At 63.0% G+C, this 17,566-nt stretch carries 14 protein-coding genes; 6 read left to right on the forward strand and 8 right to left on the reverse strand.

What is annotated here, in order from left to right; all coding sequences use genetic code 11:
* The first annotated feature begins 93 nt into the window (after positions 1-93).
* Complete coding sequence (tam, locus tag PspCFBP13509_RS09960) at positions 94-855, forward strand: trans-aconitate 2-methyltransferase (RefSeq protein ID WP_065925357.1); 762 nt, start codon at positions 94-96, stop codon at positions 853-855.
* A gap of 21 nt (positions 856-876) precedes the next feature.
* Here the strand turns inward: tam and PspCFBP13509_RS09965 are convergent, their stop codons facing one another.
* Positions 877-1,440 (reverse strand): cysteine hydrolase family protein, encoded by a 564-nt coding sequence (locus PspCFBP13509_RS09965; RefSeq protein ID WP_065925358.1) that lies wholly within the window; start codon positions 1,438-1,440, stop codon positions 877-879.
* Between the two features lie 96 nt (positions 1,441-1,536).
* Between PspCFBP13509_RS09965 and PspCFBP13509_RS09970 the strand changes: the two genes are divergently transcribed.
* From PspCFBP13509_RS09970 to PspCFBP13509_RS09980, 3 genes are all read left to right on the forward strand, one after another.
* Positions 1,537-2,496 (forward strand): GlxA family transcriptional regulator, encoded by a 960-nt coding sequence (locus tag PspCFBP13509_RS09970; protein WP_065925359.1) that lies wholly within the window; start codon positions 1,537-1,539, stop codon positions 2,494-2,496.
* Between the two features lie 171 nt (positions 2,497-2,667).
* Positions 2,668-3,777 carry a DUF3182 family protein gene (locus PspCFBP13509_RS09975; RefSeq protein WP_137211974.1) on the forward strand — a complete coding sequence of 370 codons (1,110 nt, stop codon included), beginning with the start codon at positions 2,668-2,670 and terminating at the stop codon, positions 3,775-3,777.
* Positions 3,767-4,522, forward strand: coding sequence for an alpha/beta hydrolase family protein (locus PspCFBP13509_RS09980; RefSeq protein ID WP_027605173.1), 756 nt, complete (start codon positions 3,767-3,769; stop codon positions 4,520-4,522). The genes PspCFBP13509_RS09975 and PspCFBP13509_RS09980 overlap by 11 nt, the downstream gene beginning before the upstream one ends.
* A 5-nt stretch (positions 4,523-4,527) precedes the next feature.
* Here the strand turns inward: PspCFBP13509_RS09980 and PspCFBP13509_RS09985 are convergent, their stop codons facing one another.
* The 4 genes from PspCFBP13509_RS09985 to PspCFBP13509_RS10000 are packed head-to-tail and all read right to left on the reverse strand — an operon-like array spanning position 4,528 to position 8,432.
* A complete protein-coding gene (locus PspCFBP13509_RS09985; RefSeq protein WP_065925125.1) occupies positions 4,528-5,484 on the reverse strand; it encodes a lysylphosphatidylglycerol synthase domain-containing protein in 957 nt (318 codons plus the stop codon).
* Complete coding sequence (gene clsB, locus PspCFBP13509_RS09990; protein ID WP_137211975.1) at positions 5,474-6,736, reverse strand: cardiolipin synthase ClsB; 1,263 nt, start codon at positions 6,734-6,736, stop codon at positions 5,474-5,476. The genes PspCFBP13509_RS09985 and clsB overlap by 11 nt, the downstream gene beginning before the upstream one ends.
* The gene (locus tag PspCFBP13509_RS09995; protein ID WP_065925127.1) at positions 6,733-7,509 is read right to left on the reverse strand and encodes an endonuclease/exonuclease/phosphatase family protein; all 777 of its coding nucleotides are present in this window, start codon (positions 7,507-7,509) and stop codon (positions 6,733-6,735) included. The genes clsB and PspCFBP13509_RS09995 overlap by 4 nt, the downstream gene beginning before the upstream one ends.
* Positions 7,506-8,432, reverse strand: a complete 927-nt coding sequence (locus PspCFBP13509_RS10000; protein ID WP_137211976.1) for a DUF72 domain-containing protein — start codon at positions 8,430-8,432, stop codon at positions 7,506-7,508. Before PspCFBP13509_RS10000 ends, PspCFBP13509_RS09995 begins: the two co-directional genes overlap by 4 nt.
* Positions 8,433-8,675: 243 nt before the next feature.
* On the opposite strand from PspCFBP13509_RS10000, the gene PspCFBP13509_RS10005 reads away from it, so the two are divergent.
* Positions 8,676-10,781: a mechanosensitive ion channel family protein gene (locus PspCFBP13509_RS10005; protein WP_137211977.1), complete on the forward strand. Its 2,106-nt coding sequence runs from the start codon at positions 8,676-8,678 to the stop codon at positions 10,779-10,781.
* 11 nt (positions 10,782-10,792) lie between these two features.
* On the opposite strand, the gene PspCFBP13509_RS10010 is transcribed toward PspCFBP13509_RS10005, so the two are convergent.
* Positions 10,793-15,040 carry a DEAD/DEAH box helicase gene (locus PspCFBP13509_RS10010; protein WP_137211978.1) on the reverse strand — a complete coding sequence of 1,416 codons (4,248 nt, stop codon included), beginning with the start codon at positions 15,038-15,040 and terminating at the stop codon, positions 10,793-10,795.
* Positions 15,041-15,206: 166 nt separating this feature from the next.
* Here PspCFBP13509_RS10010 and PspCFBP13509_RS10015 point away from each other — a divergent pair, with 166 nt between their 5' ends.
* Positions 15,207-16,091, forward strand: a complete 885-nt coding sequence (locus PspCFBP13509_RS10015; RefSeq protein WP_027605180.1) for a sugar nucleotide-binding protein — start codon at positions 15,207-15,209, stop codon at positions 16,089-16,091.
* 158 nt (positions 16,092-16,249) lie between these two features.
* On the opposite strand, the gene PspCFBP13509_RS10020 is transcribed toward PspCFBP13509_RS10015, so the two are convergent.
* Both PspCFBP13509_RS10020 and PspCFBP13509_RS10025 read right to left on the reverse strand, forming a co-directional pair.
* Positions 16,250-16,948 carry an OmpW/AlkL family protein gene (locus PspCFBP13509_RS10020; RefSeq protein ID WP_065925131.1) on the reverse strand — a complete coding sequence of 233 codons (699 nt, stop codon included), beginning with the start codon at positions 16,946-16,948 and terminating at the stop codon, positions 16,250-16,252.
* 94 nt (positions 16,949-17,042) lie between these two features.
* Positions 17,043-17,564: a DUF3299 domain-containing protein gene (locus PspCFBP13509_RS10025; RefSeq protein ID WP_074847751.1), complete on the reverse strand. Its 522-nt coding sequence runs from the start codon at positions 17,562-17,564 to the stop codon at positions 17,043-17,045.
* Positions 17,565-17,566 lie beyond the last annotated feature (2 nt).

The raw sequence follows: 17,566 nt of genomic DNA on the forward strand, positions 1-17,566 counted from the left end.
GACGGGATGGAACGATCGCCGGCCCTGGCATTTGTCTCCGGGGGCCACTCGATTTAGGCTGTAACCCACTTCCACAGAACAAGGAGAGCCGCGATGACCTGGTCTGCCAAGCAATACACGATGTTTGAACAACAACGCACTCGTCCGGTCCGTGACCTGGTCGCGGCCATTCCGAATACCGTGGTGCACACAGCGGTGGACCTGGGTTGCGGCCCCGGCAACTCCACCCAGGTATTGGCCGAGCGTTTCCCGCAGGCGCAGGTGACGGGCCTGGACAGTTCCGACGACATGCTGGTCGACGCCCGCAAGCGCCTGCCCGCGCTGAACTTTGAGCTGGCGGACATCGGTGCCTGGAGTCCGTCGCAGACATTCGACGTGATCCTCGCCAACGCCTCGCTGCAATGGCTGCCAAACCACGCCACGCTCTATCCGCATCTGGTCGACCAGTTGGCGCCTGGCGGCACGCTCGCCGTACAAACCCCAGACAACCTCAATGAACCCGCCCACCGGCTGGCACGCGAAGTGGCGGCAGATGGCCCATGGGCGGCAAAGATCGGCGCGTTCCAACACAATGAGCGCCACTCGGTGAGCTACTACTACGAGTTGCTGAGCCAACACTGCAGTACCGTGGATGTGTGGCGCACCACGTACCAGCACCCGCTGGCGGATCATGCCGCTGTGGTGGAGTGGTTCAAGGGCTCGGGCTTGCGACCCTTTCTCGCGCCACTGACCGATAGCGAAAAAGCCGCTTTCCTACAGGAATACCAGGCGCGGATTACACAGGCTTATCCAGCACTAGGCGATGGCACCGTATTACTGCCCTTCCCGCGCCTGTTTATCATCGCGACCCGCTGACGGCACAGAAGCAAGCAGCGCTTACGCCGCTGCTGCCTGCGCCTTCAAATACTCATCCGCTGACACTACGCCCGCATAGCCAAATGCCAACGACGCCATATACGCGCCATGCACCTGCGCCGCCGGAATCACCTGCCCATTGAACTCCAGATCGCGGGTGGCACATGCGTCATGAATCACCGTGACCTTGTAGCCCAGGTCCGCTGCGGCCCGCACCACCGCATCGATGCACATATGGCTCATGCTGCCGACCACCACCAGTTCGGTGATGCTGCGCTGTTCCAGAAGGGCGCGTAGAGGGGTTTCGCGGAACGCATTCACGAAATGTTTAAGCACCACCGGCTCGCTGCCCTCGTTCAGCACCTTGGGGTGCAAATAGGCACCCTCAGAGTTCGGCGTGAAAAACGGTGCATCCTCGGACGTGAACTCATGGCGCACATGAATCACTGCATCCCCGTTCTGGCGAAACGCCTGGAGCACCTGCGCAGCCTTGTCCGCGGCGGCGTCCACGCCATCGAGCGGCCACTTGCCTTGAGGGAAGTAGTCGTTCTGGATATCGATTAGGATGAGCGCTTGCTTGGCCATGGGTATTGCCTCGTGATGGGTTGATGGGGCCAGTATGTTAGCTGGCGCCGGAGCGGGGGATTGGCTGCACCGACAATAACAGGGGGAAAACTGACAATGGCGGTTGTTGAGCTGGGCGTGTTGATCTACCAGGGGGCGCAGTTGGCAGCGGTGCATGGGCTGACCGATCTGTTCGGTGTCGCCAACCGGATCGCCGCCGAGCATCAATCCGCACAGCTGCCGTTGCTGCGGGTGAGCCACTGGCAGGTAGATGGCCATGGCACACCCACGCGGGTATTCGACAGCTACCCAGGGCCTGAGCAACCGATGATGGCGGTGCTGGTGCCGCCTTCAATCGGCGAGTTCACCGAAGACCAGGCGCCGCCCGCACTGCTCGAGTGGATTCGCCAGCAACACGCTGCAGGCACCGTGCTCGGTGGCGTGTGCATCGGTTCGATCCTGCTGGCGCGCAGCGGTCTGTTGGACGGGCGCAGCGCCACCACCCATTGGTCCTCAGCCAAATCCTTCGCGACCCGTTATCCGGCTGTACGCCTTGAGGCGGATAAACCGATCGTCGATGACGGCGACCTGATCACCACCGCCGGGCTGATGGCCTGGTCCGAGCTGGGCCTGCGCCTGGTCGACCGCCTGATGGGCCCCAGCGTCGCTGCCGATACCGCGCGTTTCCTGGTGATCGAGCACAGCGACAGTGCCAGCCAGTGCGGCAGCAACTTTGCGCCGATCCTCAGCCATGGCGATGCGGCCATCCTCAAGGTCCAGCATTGGTTGCAAGCCAGTGGCGCGGTGGATGTGTCCGTGGCCGCCATGGCGCAAGAGGCGGGGTTGGAAGAACGCACGTTCCTACGGCGTTTTCGCAGTGCCACGGGATTGAAACCCACCGAATACTGCCAGCATTTACGTGTCGGCAAGGCGCGGCAAATGCTGGAGTTCACCACCGCCACCATCGACCACATCGCCTGGACCGTGGGGTATCAGGACCCTGGTGCGTTTCGCGCCACCTTCAAGAAGATCACCGGTTTGGCACCCAGTGATTACCGCAGCCGTTTTGGCGTGTGAATCGTGCAGAACGCCCCACGGTCAAGGTGGTGTCGTGCAGAATAATACAGGCCAACTGCTATCGCTTTTTGCGCAAGCGATTGATTTCAAAGGCATCACTTTTGAACCTGCCTTGGCCTGATCCCTGCAACCTTCCACCCACACACATGGCGGGATGGCCAAGGGGGATGCATGACCCCGACTCAACGCAAGAAATGGGTAGTCGCTCACTCCACGCGAGAGGGCGCTCCCCGGCATGAAGTCGAAACCAACCGAGCCCTTGCGCGCTGGCTGGCACAAATCCTTGGGCTCAAGTACGGCGGTGATTACGATCCACGCAAACACGCCGGCCGTGAGCGCTACCTGCTTCCCACGCAAACGCTGATTGGCCCTGCACAGGCGCGGGCCCTTGATATCAAGGGCCCCGAAGACCTGTGGGGCGGTTATGTGGAGCATGATTTCATCGGCACCAAAGCCATCAGTCACGGCCTGCTGGGCCCGGACGCTGCAGCCCCCGAAGGCTGGTCGCCCTTGTTCTGCGAGCGCGTGCGCGACGTTGTGCTGGACGGCCTGAGCGTATTTGCGTTCAACGATGCACAGGAAGCCGCCAAACGCTTGCTCTACAGCGGGCCGATCCGCCTGAAACCGGTGCATGCCTGCGCCGGGCGCGGCCAGGAAGTTATCCACAGCCTGGATGAGTTCGAGGCCGTGCTGGCGCGCCCCGAAGCGGCCCGGATGTTCAGCGAAGGCGTCGTGCTGGAACAAGACCTGCACGATGTGGTCACCCATAGTGTGGGCCAGAGTTTTATCGGCGATCACGTCATCAGCTACTGCGGCGAGCAATACCTGACCCAGGACGGACAGGGCGAGGAGGTCTACGGTGGCTCCAACCTGCTGGTGGTGCCTGGCGGTTATGACGATTTGCTCAAGCTCGAGCTGCCCGGCGACGTGCGCCAAGCCATCGAGCAAGCCCAGGTCTTCGACGCGGCCGCCGATGAGGCTTACCCGGGTTTCTACGCGTCCCGGCGCAACTACGATATCGCCCAGGGCCTGGACAGCGACGGCCAGCGGCGCAGTGGTGTGCTTGAACAATCCTGGCGCATGGGGGGCGCCAGCAGCGCGGAAGTCGCGGCGCTGCAGAGCTTTATCAACCACCCGGGCCTCAAGGCCATTCAGGTGTCTTCGGTAGAAACCTACGTGGACCAGGCGCTGCCCGCGGATGCTATCGAGGTGTACCGAGGCCCGGCGGAACACAGCGACTTTCTTCTCAAGTACGTGACGGTTAAATCTTATGACGGCTAGAAGCGAAAGCATTGCGATCGACATCGACGACGAACAGATGAGCGGCACGTTCCTCAGCCCCAAATCGAAGGTGCCGGGGGTGTTATTCGTGCACGGCTGGGGCGGTAGCCAGGAGCGGGACCTGGAGCGCGCCAAAGGTATCGCCGGGCTGGGATGCGTGTGCCTGACGTTCGATCTGCGTGGCCACGCGGGCACAGGTATCCCGTTGTCCCGCGTCACCCGTGAAGACAACCTGCGCGATCTGCTGGCGGCCTACGACCGACTGCTCTCGCACCCGGCCATCGACACCTCGGCGGTGGCGGTGGTGGGCACCAGCTATGGCGGCTATCTGGCGGCGATTCTCACCTCATTGCGCCCGGTGCGCTGGCTGGCGCTGCGCGTGCCTGCGTTGTACCGCGACCAGGAATGGCTCAAGCCCAAGCGTGACCTCGATAAGGCCGACCTGATGGATTACCGCAGTACGCTGGTGCACGCCGAAACCAACCGCGCACTGCAGGCCTGCGCGCAATTTACCGGTGATGTGCTGATTGTCGAATCGGAAACCGATGACCATGTGCCCCACGCCACCATCATGAGCTACCGCGCGGCGTGCCAGCACACGCACTCCCTGACGCACCGCATCATCGATGGTGCCGACCACTCCCTGAGCGATCCAGTGTCACAACAGGCCTACACCTCGATCCTGGTGGACTGGATCACCGAGATGGTAGTGGGGGAACGGTTGAGCATCATCCAGTCCCAGTAACGCGATCATGCTGGTGTTTTCTTCACCCGTAGTGCCTTGGCTTTGGCCTCGACACCGAGGTACATCACCAGGGCGATCAGTAGCGGCAGGATAAAGTAAATGGCCCGATAGGCGATCAGCCCGGCCAGCAAACTGCCGCGCGACGCTTCATGTTGCAGCAGTGCGATAAACACCGCTTCCAGCACCCCGAGCCCGGCGGGGATATGGGTGATGACACCGGCGATCGCGCTGATCAGCAGCACGCCCAACACCAGCGGGTAGTCCAGCTTGGCGGGCAACAAGGTGAAAATCACCGCGGCCATCAGCGACCAGTTCAACGCGCCCAATGCCAACTGCAGGCACGCCATGCGCAGCGACGGCAGGTTGATCTCGATGCCGCGAATCGACCATGCACGCTTTGTCGAGAATTGGCACGCCGCCAGATAGCCCAGGCTCGCCAGCACCAACAGCACACCCACGCCCTGCAGGGCGCCGCTGCTGAGCTTCCAGCCCGGCGGCATGGTCACCAGGCCGCTGCTGAACACCACCCCGGCCAATGCCATATAACCGAACCAATTGGTGGCCAGGCTCAGCCCGAGAATCTTGGCGATATTGCCAGTGCTCACCCCCAGCCGCGAATACAGCCGATAGCGCATGGCGATTCCGCCGACCCAGGCACTCAGGTTCAGATTGAACGCATAGCTGATGATTCCGACCGGCAGGATTTGCTTCCAGCGCAGCGGTTGGCGAATGTAGGTGCGGCCGATCAAGTCGAAGCAGGCGTAGACGATAAAGCTGCATAACGTCAGCGTGCCCGCGATCAGCAGGGTGCGCAGCTTGAAATCGCCCAGGGTGTGGAACACTTCGCTCCAGTCGATACGCCTTGCGAGGAGGGTGAACAGCACGATCAGCAACAGGAAGAACGCCACGGTCAGCGGTTTCTTCCAGCGCTTTAAGCGTGAACCGTTGGCTTCAGATGTCATGGGTTCGAGCCTCGAAGGGTTTCAACCGTGGCTTGTGCGCCGGGAACCAGCCGGTCAGCGCGGGGAAGTGGCGCATCACATGGAACACCAGGAAACCGACGGTCAGTCGCCATAGCCACAGGCGCGGCTTGCGGTTTTCCGGCATGGTCTGGCAATGCTCCTTGGCGAGTACGTCCAGGCGTTTGTACAGTTGCTGATTGAACGCCCGGTCACGAATCAGCACGTTGGCCTCCAGGTTCAGCGACAGGCTTAACGGGTCGAGGTTGCTCGAACCCACGGTGCTCCACTCGTCATCCACCAGCGCGACTTTGCCGTGCAGCGGGCGCTGGCAATATTCATGAATCACCACGCCATCCTTGAGCAGGTAGTCGTAGAGCATGCGCGCGGCCAGCTTGGCCAGCAGCACATCGGGCTGGCCCTGCATGATCAATTGCACCTTCACGCCACGGCGCGCCGCATTGCGGATCTCACGCAGCAGGCGGTAACCGGGGAAGAAATAGGCATTGGCAATCACCGCGCGTTCCCGGGCTTTGCTCAAGGCATGGATGTAGGCCTCTTCAATGTCGTCGCGGTGCTGCAGGTTGTCGCGGTAAATCAAGCGCACCAGGCCCTCGCCTGTATCGGTCGGCCAAGGCGATGGCCGTCGCTGGCGCCGTCGCCAACCGCGCCGCGTACGCACCTGGCGGCCGCTTTGGGCGAGGGCGAAATGATGCAGGTCGGCCACCGCCGGGCCTATCACCTGCACCGCGTAATCCTGCTTGGCCTCGGGGCCGAAATCCCCCAGGTGATCGGCAGAAAAATTGATCCCGCCGATAAACGCCACGGTGGCATCCACTACCACGATCTTGCGGTGCAGGCGGCGAAACCAGTTGGTGCGAATACCCAGGGTCTTGGACGCCGGGTCAAACATCTGCACGGCCACCCCGGCCTGGGCCAATTCGCCGAGAAAAGCGCGGCTCAGTTCGCCGCAGCCAAAGCCATCCAGGCTGACCACCACCTTGACTCCACGCTGCGCTGCGTCGATCAAGATGCGTTGCAGCTCATGGCCGACCTTGTCTTCGAAGAGGATAAAGGTCTCCAGCAGGATCTCCCGCTGCGCCCCGCGCAAGGCGTCGAATACTTTGGGAAAGTACGCCTCGCCGTTCTCCAGCAACTCGAGCCGGTTGTCAGGCTGCCAGCCGTAATCGAGGTCGCGAGCCTTGGCTTCATCCGGCGGCTGGTCGGTAGAAATGTGCTCAACGGCAATGTTCATAGTTCAATCTCCACCGACAAGGGCACGTGGTCTGACAGATGGGACCAGGGACGGGTGGTCAGCACCTTGGGGTGATGAATCTTTAGATTGCGCACATAGATGCGGTCCAGTGCCAGCAGCGGCAGGCGTGCCGGAAAGGTGCGTGCGGGTTTACCGTGGGCCTGCATGAATACTTCCTGCAGGCCGCTTTGGCTGAGGTCGGCGCGTTGGCGCCAGTCATTGAAATCGCCGGCAACCACCAACGGCGCATCCGCCGGGATCTCGCTGATACGCTGCTCCAGCAAGCGCAATTGCTGCTGGCGATGCACCTCGCGCAAGCCCAGGTGGATGCAGATCGCATGCACTTCCTGTCCGGTGCCAGGCAAGCGCAGCACGCAATGCAACAGGCCACGGTTTTCATGGCCGCTTTGGGAGATGTCGAGGTTGTCGTAACTCACGATCTGGAATTTCGACAGCAACGCATTGCCGTGGTCGCCATGGGGGTAGACCGCGTTGCGCCCGTAGGCGAACTGCGGCCAGATGCTGTCGGCGAGGAACTCGTACTGCGGCATGTTCGGCCAGTCGCTGTAGCGCTGGGGATGGCGCTCGTGGGTGCCGTGGATTTCCTGCAGGAACACCATATCAGCGCCCACACTGCGTACCGCTTCACGCAGCTCGGGCAGGATGAAGCGTCGGTTCAAGGCGGTGAAGCCCTTGTGGATATTGACCGTCAGCACCGTGAAGCGAGTGATGGCGACGGTGGGCGTAATGGGGACCCATTCCGGATGCGTCATGGCAACACCTCCGGTTCAGGCAACTTGCCGGGCTCGGTGGAAAGCTGCCTGTCCAGCCCGAAACGCTGCAGCAAGTGGCGTGCATCGAAGGGCGCACGCACTTTGATGTCATTGTCGAAAAAGCAAAACACATCCCGCTGTTTGCGGGCGCGCGGTTTGTGCTGCGGGGCGGCCAGGTGCGCATCGGCCGGTTGCTTGCCGTGGGCCCAACGTTCGATGCGATCGCCCCAGCGCTTGAGGGCTTCATCGGTATAACCGCTGGCGTACAGCTGCTTGTCGCCGTGCAAACGCAAGTACATGAAGTTGGCGGTAACATCTTCGAGATACGGCCACTTGCCGGCGGTGTCTGCCACCACCAACGCCACGCCGTGCTTATCCAGCATCTGCACAAACTCCGGCACCGCAAAACTGTTATGACGAATCTCCACCGCGTGGCGCAGGGCGCGCTTGCCGTGGGCCTGCAGGCTGGCCTTGCCGTTCAGGCGCGGCTCATGCTGGTGGGCGAGGGTGGCGGCCTGCCGGGTGTCGGTGGGCAATTCGGCGAGGAAGGCTTCGAACAGCAGCGGATCGAATTTAAAGCTGGGCGGAAACTGCCACAGGATCGGGCCGAGTTTGTCTTTCAGCTCCAGCACTCCGGAGGCGAAGAAGTTCGCCATCGGCTTGTGCACATCCTGCAGGCGCAGGATATGCGTGATGTAGCGCGGTGCCTTGACACTGAACATGAAGTCTTCAGGCGTCTGGGCATACCACTCGGCGTAACGCTTGGGAGTTTGCAGCGCGTAGAACGAACCGTTGATCTCGATGCTGTTGACGGCCCGTGACGCAAACTGCAGCTCGCGTTTCTGGGTCAGCCCCTCGGGGTAGAAATCCCCCCGCCAAGGCGTGTAGCGCCAGCCGGAAATGCCGATATGAATCGCCGTCATGGTTACTCCCGTCGATGTGGGTCGATTGACCTCCGTTTTGGGATGACCGTGCAATTTGCGCGAAAGTTTCCACCGTCCTACAGACGGTGCAGGTTCAAAACTGTGCCGAAGGCCACCACGCCTCACCCCGGCATGCAGGCCGCATTTGATAGTTGCCCAAGCGGCAAAGATGCTGAAACAGGGGAACGATCAGTGCTCAAATTCGTCAGTTCCTTACAGACCCTTCTGAAGGAGCCCGGTGTTTTGCTGAATCTAAAGACTGCATTACTGCTCGGCGCGCTGCTGTTCTGCGGCAGCGGCGCACTGTACGCCGCTGCCACCGCGCCGGAAGCCGAAGCACCGGCCAAACCGGAGTTGCTGGTAGAGGGCGGATTGCTCGGTGCCATCAGTTCCAGCATCGATGATGTGCAGAACAAGCTCGACCTCAATCAGAACCTTGTTGATGCCTGGCGCCTGCGCGCGGACCGCGCGGCAGATGAGGTCGGCCGGTTGGTTGACCAGACGTCGGAGCGTTCGCCGTGGAGCGTGGCCGGCGACTTCCTGCTGCTGTCCGGGGTGTGGGTCGGTGCCTTCGTTGGGTTGACGCTGCTGGGGCGGTTTATCGTGCTGCGCCTGAGTCGTCGTCCTTTCATCGAACGGCGGGGGCGCCTGCAAGGCGTGCTGGGTTATGTGGTGCCCTACACGATCCCGGCGCTGATCTGCCTGCCGCTGACGCTCTATGTCAGTCACTTCCTGCCCACGTCCATAGGTCGCGCACTGGCGCTGTGCTTTGCCTATGCGACCAGCAGCGGCATCTTCTCCACGTCGATGCTGCTGTGCGTGATTGTGATGTTCAACGTCGGCCATAAGCGGCCGGCGGTGCAGATCATTCGCGACTACTGCCCCAAGCCGCTGTTCCTGATCGGCTTCCTCGCCGCCCTCAGCGACGCCCTGACCAGTCCGCAGATCGCCCGCCAGCTCGGGGGCAATATCACCAGCAGTATCGCGGTGTTTACCGGCCTGTTCGCGGCGGTGATCTTTGGCGTGCTGGTGGTGCGCCTGCGCCGCCCGGTGGCCCACCTGATCCGTAATCGACCGCTGGCCCAGCGCCTGAAACACCCGGCGTTGCAGCAGTCGCTGCGGATATTTTCCGGCCTTTGGTACTGGCCGATCCTGTTGATGGTGCTGGTCTCGGCGATCAACCTGATCGGCGCCGGCGACGACAACCAGAAAGCCCTGCGCTGCGCGCTGTTCACCACGATTCTGTTGATCGGCACGGTATTCCTGAGCACGGTGCTGCAACACCTGTTCAAGTCCCGCAGCCAGGTGGCTATCCAGCGCAGCAGTGCCTACAAGGAGCGTTTTCTCAGCCTGTTGCACGCGATCCTGCGCATTGTCATGGCCATCGCCTTTATCGAAATACTCGGGCGGATCTGGGGCGTGTCGCTGTTCGAATTTGCCCAGCGCAACTCGGTGGGACGCGCGATCAGCGATTCCCTCAGCAGCATCGGCCTGATCCTGCTGATGACCTGGTTGTTCTGGGTGGTGCTCGACACGGCGATCCAGGAAGCGCTGAAACCGCCGGTGAACAAACGCTCCAATCGCCAGCCCAGCACAAGGGTGAAGACCATCCTGCCGCTGCTGCGCAATGCGGTGAAAATCATCCTGGTGGTGATCTGCGCAATCACCACCATGGCCAACCTGGGCATCAACGTCGCGCCGTTGCTGGCGGGGGCCGGTGTGGTCGGCCTGGCGATTGGTTTCGGCTCCCAGCAATTGGTGCAGGACGTGATTACCGGCCTGTTCATCATCATCGAAGACACCTTGTCCATCGGCGACTGGGTGGTGCTTGATTCCGGCCACGCCGGCACCGTCGAAGGCCTGACCATCCGTACCCTGCGCCTGCGCGACGGCAAGGGCTTTGTGCATTCGGTGCCGTTCGGGCAGATCAAGGCGGTCACCAACCAGTCGCGGCAATTTGCCTATGCGTTCTTCTCGGTGCAGTTCACCTACGACACCGATGTGGACAAGGCCGTGGAACTGATCCGCGAGGCCGGGCAGTCGATCCGCGACGATGTGTTCCTCAAGTACAACCTGCAAGGGCCGCTGGAGGTGTTTGGCGTCGACAAGATGGACCTTAATGGCGTGGTGCTCACGGCGCAGTTCCGTACCGTGTCGGGTGGGCAATATGCGGTGAGCCGTGCGTTCAACCAGCGTTTGAAAAAGCTTGTGGATAACTGTGATGAGGTGCACTTCGCGCAGACTTATCCACAGCAGGTTTTGTTGCCCAAGCGTACACCCCAGGTGGATGAGCCGGATGAAGAGGTGCCGGCGTCGGTGGTGTTGACGGAGCAGCCCAGGCCTCAATGAGGCCCTCAAATTCAATGCCTGATCAACTTCTCCTGCACCGCCTGCTGATCCACCTCCAGCAACACCTGCTGCTTGCCGGCGATCATCACCGCCGCCGGCACACCATCCCGATACACAACACGATTCCCACTCACCGCCGGCACCTTGCTGCCCGGCAACAGTGTGCCCACCAGGTTCAGCGGGTCAGCCCCGCACACGGCGATCAAACTCCCGTCATGGGGGCGGCGCCGCACCTCGCGCAGCAATGGGATCGCCTCCGGCAGCGCAAACTGCTCACCCGCCAGCCCGCTGACAAACCGCCCGCCGCGAATCTCACCCCGGGCTTCCAGCCGATGGAATGTGCGTAGCAGTTCGCGCCAACTCGGCAACCAATCCGCCTCGCGCTCCAGCAAACGCCAGAACACCACGCCATAACGGCGCAGCAAGGTCATCGCCACATGTTCCAGGGTTTCGGCCGAGTGCGGGCCGGCGGCGGTCGATGGGCGGCGAATCAGCGCCCAGCGTCCGGCATCGTCCATGCCGCCGATAAACGCCCCACGCCCGCGCCGACTGCTGCGCGCCTGGCGCTTGCTGGCCGGGGTGGTCAGTGCGCGCAACCCGGCAAAACTGTCGGCATTCACCAGGCCGGCGCCGACCAGTTCCTGCAAGGCGGTTTCCAGTTCGCTGCGCAACAGATGGGCTTCGTGCACCAGCTCATCGAAAAACAGCGCGCCGTGTTCGCGCAAGGCCAGGTGGACTTTCTGCGCCTTGGGCGACAGCGTCGTGCTATCGGTGGGTTCGGTGAGCCCGCTCCACAATGCCACCTGGCTGCGCGGCAACAGCACCACCGGCGTGCTGCGCAGGGCGATGGCGCCGGACTTGTTGCTCAAGCGCGTCCACACCAGCTTGCCGCTGCGGCACAGCTCGTCGAGCCAGGTCGATGAGTAATCCTTGAGCCGCGCACTGAGCAGGTCACTGTCCCAGGCCGACGTGGCGGCGGCGTAGCCTTCGAACTGGCCGACAATCTGCGGCAGCATCGCGCTGCCCTGGCCACGTGTGCTATCGGACAGATGCTGCCAATCGAACAGGAAGCGCATGAAATCCTGCAGCGCCACCGGCTCGATTTCCCGGCGCAGGCGCTTGACCGTGTAGCGATGAATGCGTGCGAGCAGATGCCGTTCGCACCATTGTTCCTCGAGTGCGCCGGGGCTGAAGCGACCGCGCAGCACGTAGCCTTCCTGTTCCAGGCGGGCCAGTGCCTGGGTGATGTCGGCCAGCGGCAAGGCCAGTGGCGCGGCGATCTCGATAATGCTCTGCGGGCCGAAGCCACCCAGGCGCGCACGCAGCAGTTCCACCAGCGCGTCGTCAAAGGTCCAGGGCTCATCGAAGCCGGGGAGCAACGGCAAGCTGTTGGGGTAGATCGCCTGCAAACACCCCAGGCGCTCCACCGCGACCCACAGGCCATTGGACAACTGAAAGGCGCGGCCAGCCTTGGCCAAGGCGTTCAGCCACTCGGCCCATTGCGCCGTGACTTCGTGGCTGGCGATGCACGCCAGGCTCATCAGTGCCTCATGCATTTCATCCACGCCATGGGGCGCCGGCCAGGCCTCTTCGCGCACGCCGGCGATGGCGTCCGCATCCAGTGCGCCCAGGTCGTCGGTGCTCTGTGGGTCGCTCCAACGACGGTTGAGCACGGCCTGGGTGCGGCGTTCTTCCAGCGGTGCATCGTCGAGAAAGGTGTAGGGGCGCGCGCTGAGGATTTCGGCGGCCATGGGCGAGGGCGCCGGCAGGTCGCGGCTGATCAAGCGCACTTCGCCGCGCTCCATGCGCCGCAGCAAGGCAAGCCAGGCGTCGCTGTCCATGGCTTCGTGCAGGCAGTCATCGAGGGTTTGTTCCACCAGCGGGTGCTCGGGTACTTCGCGTTCACCGGCGAGGTTTTCCAGGCAGGCGATCTGGTCGGGGAACACACTGGCGATCAGGTCTTCGCTCTTCATGCGCTGGATCTGCGGCGCCACCTTGCGCCCACCGGTAAAGCGCGGCAGCGCCAGGGCCACGCCGGCGTTCCAGCGCCAGCGCACGCCGAACAGCGGCGCATCCAGCACCGCCTGGATCAGCAGGTGTTCGGCACTGTTGCTGTTGAGGTAACGCCACACCTCATCCAGCTCGAAACTGTGGCTGGTGGACAGCGACAGCACGATCGCATTTTCGCTGGCTGCCGCCTGCAATTCGAAATTGAAGGTGCGGCAAAAACGCTTGCGCAAGGCCAGGCCCCAGGCGCGGTTGATGCGGCTGCCGAACGGCGTGTGGATGATCAACTGGGTGCCGCCGGATTCGTCGAAAAACCGCTCCATGATCAACGTGTCCTGGGACGGCAACGCGCCGAGGGCCAGGCGCGCGCGGGCCAGGTAGTCGAGGATCTGTTCGGCGCTGGCGCGGTTCAGGCCAAGGGTGCCGGTGAGCCACTCTTGCGCCGGTTGCAGGTCGCCGGGGCTGGCGCTGAGCAGGGTGTCGAGTTGCCCCTGCAAACGCGCGACAGCGGCGGATAACTCATTGCTGCGCCCCGGCGCTTCGCCGAGCCAGAACGGAATGGTCGGCGGCTGGCCATGGGCGTCTTCGACCCGCACTTTGCCGGCTTCGACCCGCAGGATGCGGTAGGAGGTATTGCCGAGCTGGAAGATATCCCCGGCGATGCTTTCCACCGCGAAGTCTTCGTTGACGCTGCCGATGTTCAGGCTTTGGGGTTCGAGCAACACGCTGTAGTCGGCGTTGTCGGGGATGGTGCCGCCGCTGGTCACGGCGGTCAGCTTGGCGCCACGGCGACCGCGCAGGGTGCGGGTCAGGGCATCGCGGTGCAGGTACGCGCTGCGGATACCCTGGCGCCCGTTGTAGCCCTCGGCGAGCATCTGCAGCAGCGCCTGATAGTGGCGTTCATCCAGGGCGGCGTAGGGCGCGGCGCGGTGGATCAGGTCAAGCAGGGCCTGCTCCGGCCACTCCTGGGCACTGACCTCGGCGATGATCTGCTGGGCCAGCACGTCCAGGGGCGCCACCGGGATCTGCAAGGTGTCCAGTTCTCCCCGCCGCACACAATCGAGCAGGGCGGCGCATTCGATCAGATCGTCGCGGGTGGTGGCGAACAGGCGCCCCTTGGGCGTGCCGCCGACCTGATGCCCGGAGCGGCCCACCCGTTGCAGAAAGCCGTTGATGGAGCCCGGCGAACCGATCTGGCACACCAAATCGACATCGCCGATATCAATCCCCAGTTCCAGGGACGCTGTGGCGATCAGCACTTGCAGCTCGCCGGCCTTGAGCCGTTGCTCGGCGTCCAGGCGCATCTCCTTGGCCAGGCTGCCGTGGTGGGCGGCGACGGCGCTCTTGCCCAGGCGCTCGCTCAAGTGCCGGGCCAGGCGTTCGGCCAGGCGCCGGGTGTTGACGAAGATCAGCGTGGTGCGGTGCTCACGGGCAAGGGCGGAGAGGCGGTCGTAGACCAGCTCCCAGACATCGTTGGCCATCACCGCCGACAGCGGCACCGGGGGCACTTCGATATCCAGGTCACGGGGGCGGGCATGGCCGATGTCGACGATGTCGCACGTTCGCTCAGTGCCCACCAGAAAGCGCGACACCGCTTCGATGGGTTTTTGCGTGGCCGACAGACCGATGCGGGTCAGCGGCTCGGCGCACAAGCCTTGCAGGCGCTCCAGGCTCAAGGCCAGGTGGCTGCCGCGTTTGCTGGCGGCGATGGCGTGGATTTCATCGACGATCACCGTGCGCGTGCTGGCCAGCGTCTGCCGGCCGGAGTCCGAGCCCAGCAGCACGTAGAGCGATTCCGGCGTGGTCACCAGGATATGCGGCGGGCGCTTGCGCATCTGTGCGCGGTCTTTCTGCGGGGTATCGCCGGTGCGCACGGCGGTGCGGATCACCAGTGGCGGCAGGCCCAGGCGCTGCAAATGCTCGGTGATCCCGGCCAGCGGGGTTTGCAGGTTGATCTGGATGTCATTGGACAGCGCCTTGAGCGGCGACACATACACCACCAGCGTCTCGTCCGGCAGTTGCCCGCCGTTGGCCAGGCCCTGGTGAACCAGGTCATCGAGCACCGCGAGGAACGCCGTCAGCGTCTTGCCGGAGCCGGTGGGCGCTGCGATCAGCGTCGAGCGGCGCTGGCGGATCAGCGGCCACGCCTGGGCCTGGGCGCTGGTCACCGAAGGGAAGGTGTGGCGGAACCAGGTGCTGACGGCGGGGTGGAAGCCGTTCAAGACCGTGTCGGTTGATTCAGGAAGGTTCATGCCTAAGTTATGCAGCCCACTCCAACAAGTTGCAACCCCGCACTTTATCCGTGACGGTTGCGCTACAAACCCGCAAAATGCAACGATTCTGGAATAAACCTACGGCACGCCTCACGGGCTTGCCGACCATAACCATCGTTCCAAACAGACCGGGCCTGCTCAATCTATGCGAATGCGCCTTATGTTACTGGGCGGCGGGAATGCCCTCGGGCAGGCGCTGATTCGCCTCGGTGCAGAGGAAGACATTGGTTTCCTCGCACCCAAACCGCCCCAAGACGGCTGGGATGCCGCAAGCCTCACCCAATTGCTCGACGACACCCGTCCCGATGCGTTGATCAACCTCGCCTACTATTTCGACTGGTTCCAGGCCGAAGCCGTCAGCGAAACCCGCCTGGCCGCCCAGGAGTTCGCCATCGAGCGCCTGGCTGAACTGTGCCAGCACCACAACATTACCCTGCTGCAACCGTCCAGCTACCGCGTGTTCGATGGCTCCCGCGCCACCGCCTACAGCGAAAAGGACGAGCCGGTGCCCCTGGGCCTGCGCGGCCAGGCGTTATGGCGGATCGAACAGAGCGTGCGCGCGACGTGCCCGCAACATGTGCTGTTGCGTTTTGGCTGGCTGTTGGATGACAGCGTCGACGGCACCCTCGGGCGCTTCCTGGCCCGGGCCGAGAAACCGGATGAGTTGTTGATGGCGGACGACCGCCGCGGTAACCCGACGCCGGTGGACGATGCCGCACGGGTGATCATCTCGGTGCTCAAGCAACTCGATTGCGCGGCGCCGCTGTGGGGCACTTACCACTACGCCGGGCATGAGGCGACCACGCCGCTGGCGCTGGGCCAGGCGATCCTCACCGAAGCGCGCAGCTACCATGCGCTGGCCATCGAAGCGCCCACCGCCCAGGCCCACGCGGCACGGCCGGATGCAGCAGACGAACCGCAGCATGCGGTGCTGGCCTGCAAGAAAATCCTCCACACCTTCGGCATCAAGCCGCGGGCGTGGCGGGCGGGGCTACCGGCATTGCTGGACCGGTTCTACCGCCACAGCTGACTCAATACAAAACCAAATGTGGGAGGGGGATTGCTGTAGTGAGCGGGCTTGCCCCGCGCCGGACTGCGCAGCAGTCCCATTGGACCGCGGTGCACCCAGCGCGGGACAAGCCCCCTCACTACAGCAGCCCCCCTCCCACATTGGTTATGCAGTGTTGCTTAGAACTTGTAGCCGATACCCACCATGTAAACCATCGGGTCCACGTCCACATTGACCTTGGCCCGAGTGCCAGGCGCCACGGCGTTGTTTTCCACGGTGGCCTTGGTGCTGATGTCGATGTAACGCGCCTGGGCGTTGATCATCCACTTGTCGTTGATCATGTAGTCCGCGCCGATCTGCGCAGCCCAGCCCCAGGAGTTCTCGGCCTTGAAGTTGCTGAAACCGGCTTCGGAGGCGCGGCTGCCGACGTGTTCGTCGTAGATCCAGGTGTAGTTGATACCGGCGCCTACGTACGGCTGGAACGGGGATTTATTGTCCAGTGGGTAGTACACGACGCTCAGGGTCGGCGGCAGGTGTTTCAGCGTACCGAGCTTGCCGTTGGCGGCGCCGAGGGCGGTGTTCTTAAGCTTCACGTCATGCTCGAACGGCGTGGCCGCCAGCAGTTCGATACCGACATGGCTGGTGAGCATGTAGGCGAAGTTCAAACCCAGCTGGGTGTCGCTGCTCATGGTCGCCTTGCCGCCCAGGTTGGCGCCGGCCAGTGGACCCTGGTCAACTTTGACGGTGCCGCTGTCTGCCTTCGGGTTCACGGTGATTGCACCGGCACGAATCAGAATGTCGCCCGCTTCGTGAGCGTGGACGGCAGGGGCGGCGAGTGCGAGGGCGAAGAGGGACGCGCCGAGCAGAGACTTGTTCATGGGAGCTCCAGAGGACGTTTAGAAGTTGTACGTCCAATGGTAAAGATCGTTCCGTCCGGTCTGTTGACTCAGCTCAATGAAAGGGCGATCAGCGTTATTCCGGCAGTTCGTAGATATAAATTTTCTCGGCATCCATTTGGTAGCCGGCGTCGGCCAGTTCACTGGTGGACGGTTTGACCTGCATCGCACCCTCGATCCAGTACGGCTGGTAGAGCTCATCGAGTTTCACGCCGAGTTCGCTTTTCACGTGCACGATCTGGTTCGATGGCGGTGGCGGCACATGGATGCACGCGCCGAAATACGGCACCAGCAGGAACTCGGTGGTGCGGCCTTCTTCACTGACTTCCAGCGGCACGATATACCCGGGCAGGCGGATGTGCTGGCCATCGAGGCTCTGCACCACCGGCGCATTGGGCAGATCCTGCTTGGCCGCTGGCGCCGCTTCGACGGACAAGGCATCGGCCATGTTCGACAGGTCGTGCAGCGGTTTCATGTTGGGGATTTCCGGTGGCGCGTCCGGCGGGATCATCTCCTGCCAGGACAAATCCCTGGGCTGGTCCTCCGCCCAGGCCGGCACGGCCACCAGCAGCAATAACGCAAACAGAGCGCGACGCATCG

It is taken from the genome of Pseudomonas sp. CFBP13509, assembly GCF_005233485.1.
GTDB classification, from domain to species: Bacteria; Pseudomonadota; Gammaproteobacteria; order Pseudomonadales; family Pseudomonadaceae; genus Aquipseudomonas; species Aquipseudomonas marginalis.

Bases quoted from the DNA above. Each gene is read 5' to 3' on its own strand.
- tam (WP_065925357.1), top strand. From the start codon at position 94: ATGACCTGGTCTGCCAAGCAATACACGATGTTTGAACAACAACGCACT.
- PspCFBP13509_RS09965 (WP_065925358.1), bottom strand. From the start codon at position 1,440: ATGGCCAAGCAAGCGCTCATCCTAATCGATATCCAGAACGACTACTTC.
- PspCFBP13509_RS09970 (WP_065925359.1), top strand. From the start codon at position 1,537: ATGGCGGTTGTTGAGCTGGGCGTGTTGATCTACCAGGGGGCGCAGTTG.
- PspCFBP13509_RS09975 (WP_137211974.1), top strand. From the start codon at position 2,668: ATGACCCCGACTCAACGCAAGAAATGGGTAGTCGCTCACTCCACGCGA.
- PspCFBP13509_RS09980 (WP_027605173.1), top strand. From the start codon at position 3,767: ATGACGGCTAGAAGCGAAAGCATTGCGATCGACATCGACGACGAACAG.
- PspCFBP13509_RS09985 (WP_065925125.1), bottom strand. From the start codon at position 5,484: ATGACATCTGAAGCCAACGGTTCACGCTTAAAGCGCTGGAAGAAACCG.
- clsB (WP_137211975.1), bottom strand. From the start codon at position 6,736: ATGAACATTGCCGTTGAGCACATTTCTACCGACCAGCCGCCGGATGAA.
- PspCFBP13509_RS09995 (WP_065925127.1), bottom strand. From the start codon at position 7,509: ATGACGCATCCGGAATGGGTCCCCATTACGCCCACCGTCGCCATCACT.
- PspCFBP13509_RS10000 (WP_137211976.1), bottom strand. From the start codon at position 8,432: ATGACGGCGATTCATATCGGCATTTCCGGCTGGCGCTACACGCCTTGG.
- PspCFBP13509_RS10010 (WP_137211978.1), bottom strand. From the start codon at position 15,040: ATGAACCTTCCTGAATCAACCGACACGGTCTTGAACGGCTTCCACCCC.
- PspCFBP13509_RS10015 (WP_027605180.1), top strand. From the start codon at position 15,207: ATGCGAATGCGCCTTATGTTACTGGGCGGCGGGAATGCCCTCGGGCAG.
- PspCFBP13509_RS10020 (WP_065925131.1), bottom strand. From the start codon at position 16,948: ATGAACAAGTCTCTGCTCGGCGCGTCCCTCTTCGCCCTCGCACTCGCC.
- PspCFBP13509_RS10025 (WP_074847751.1), bottom strand. From the start codon at position 17,564: ATGCGTCGCGCTCTGTTTGCGTTATTGCTGCTGGTGGCCGTGCCGGCC.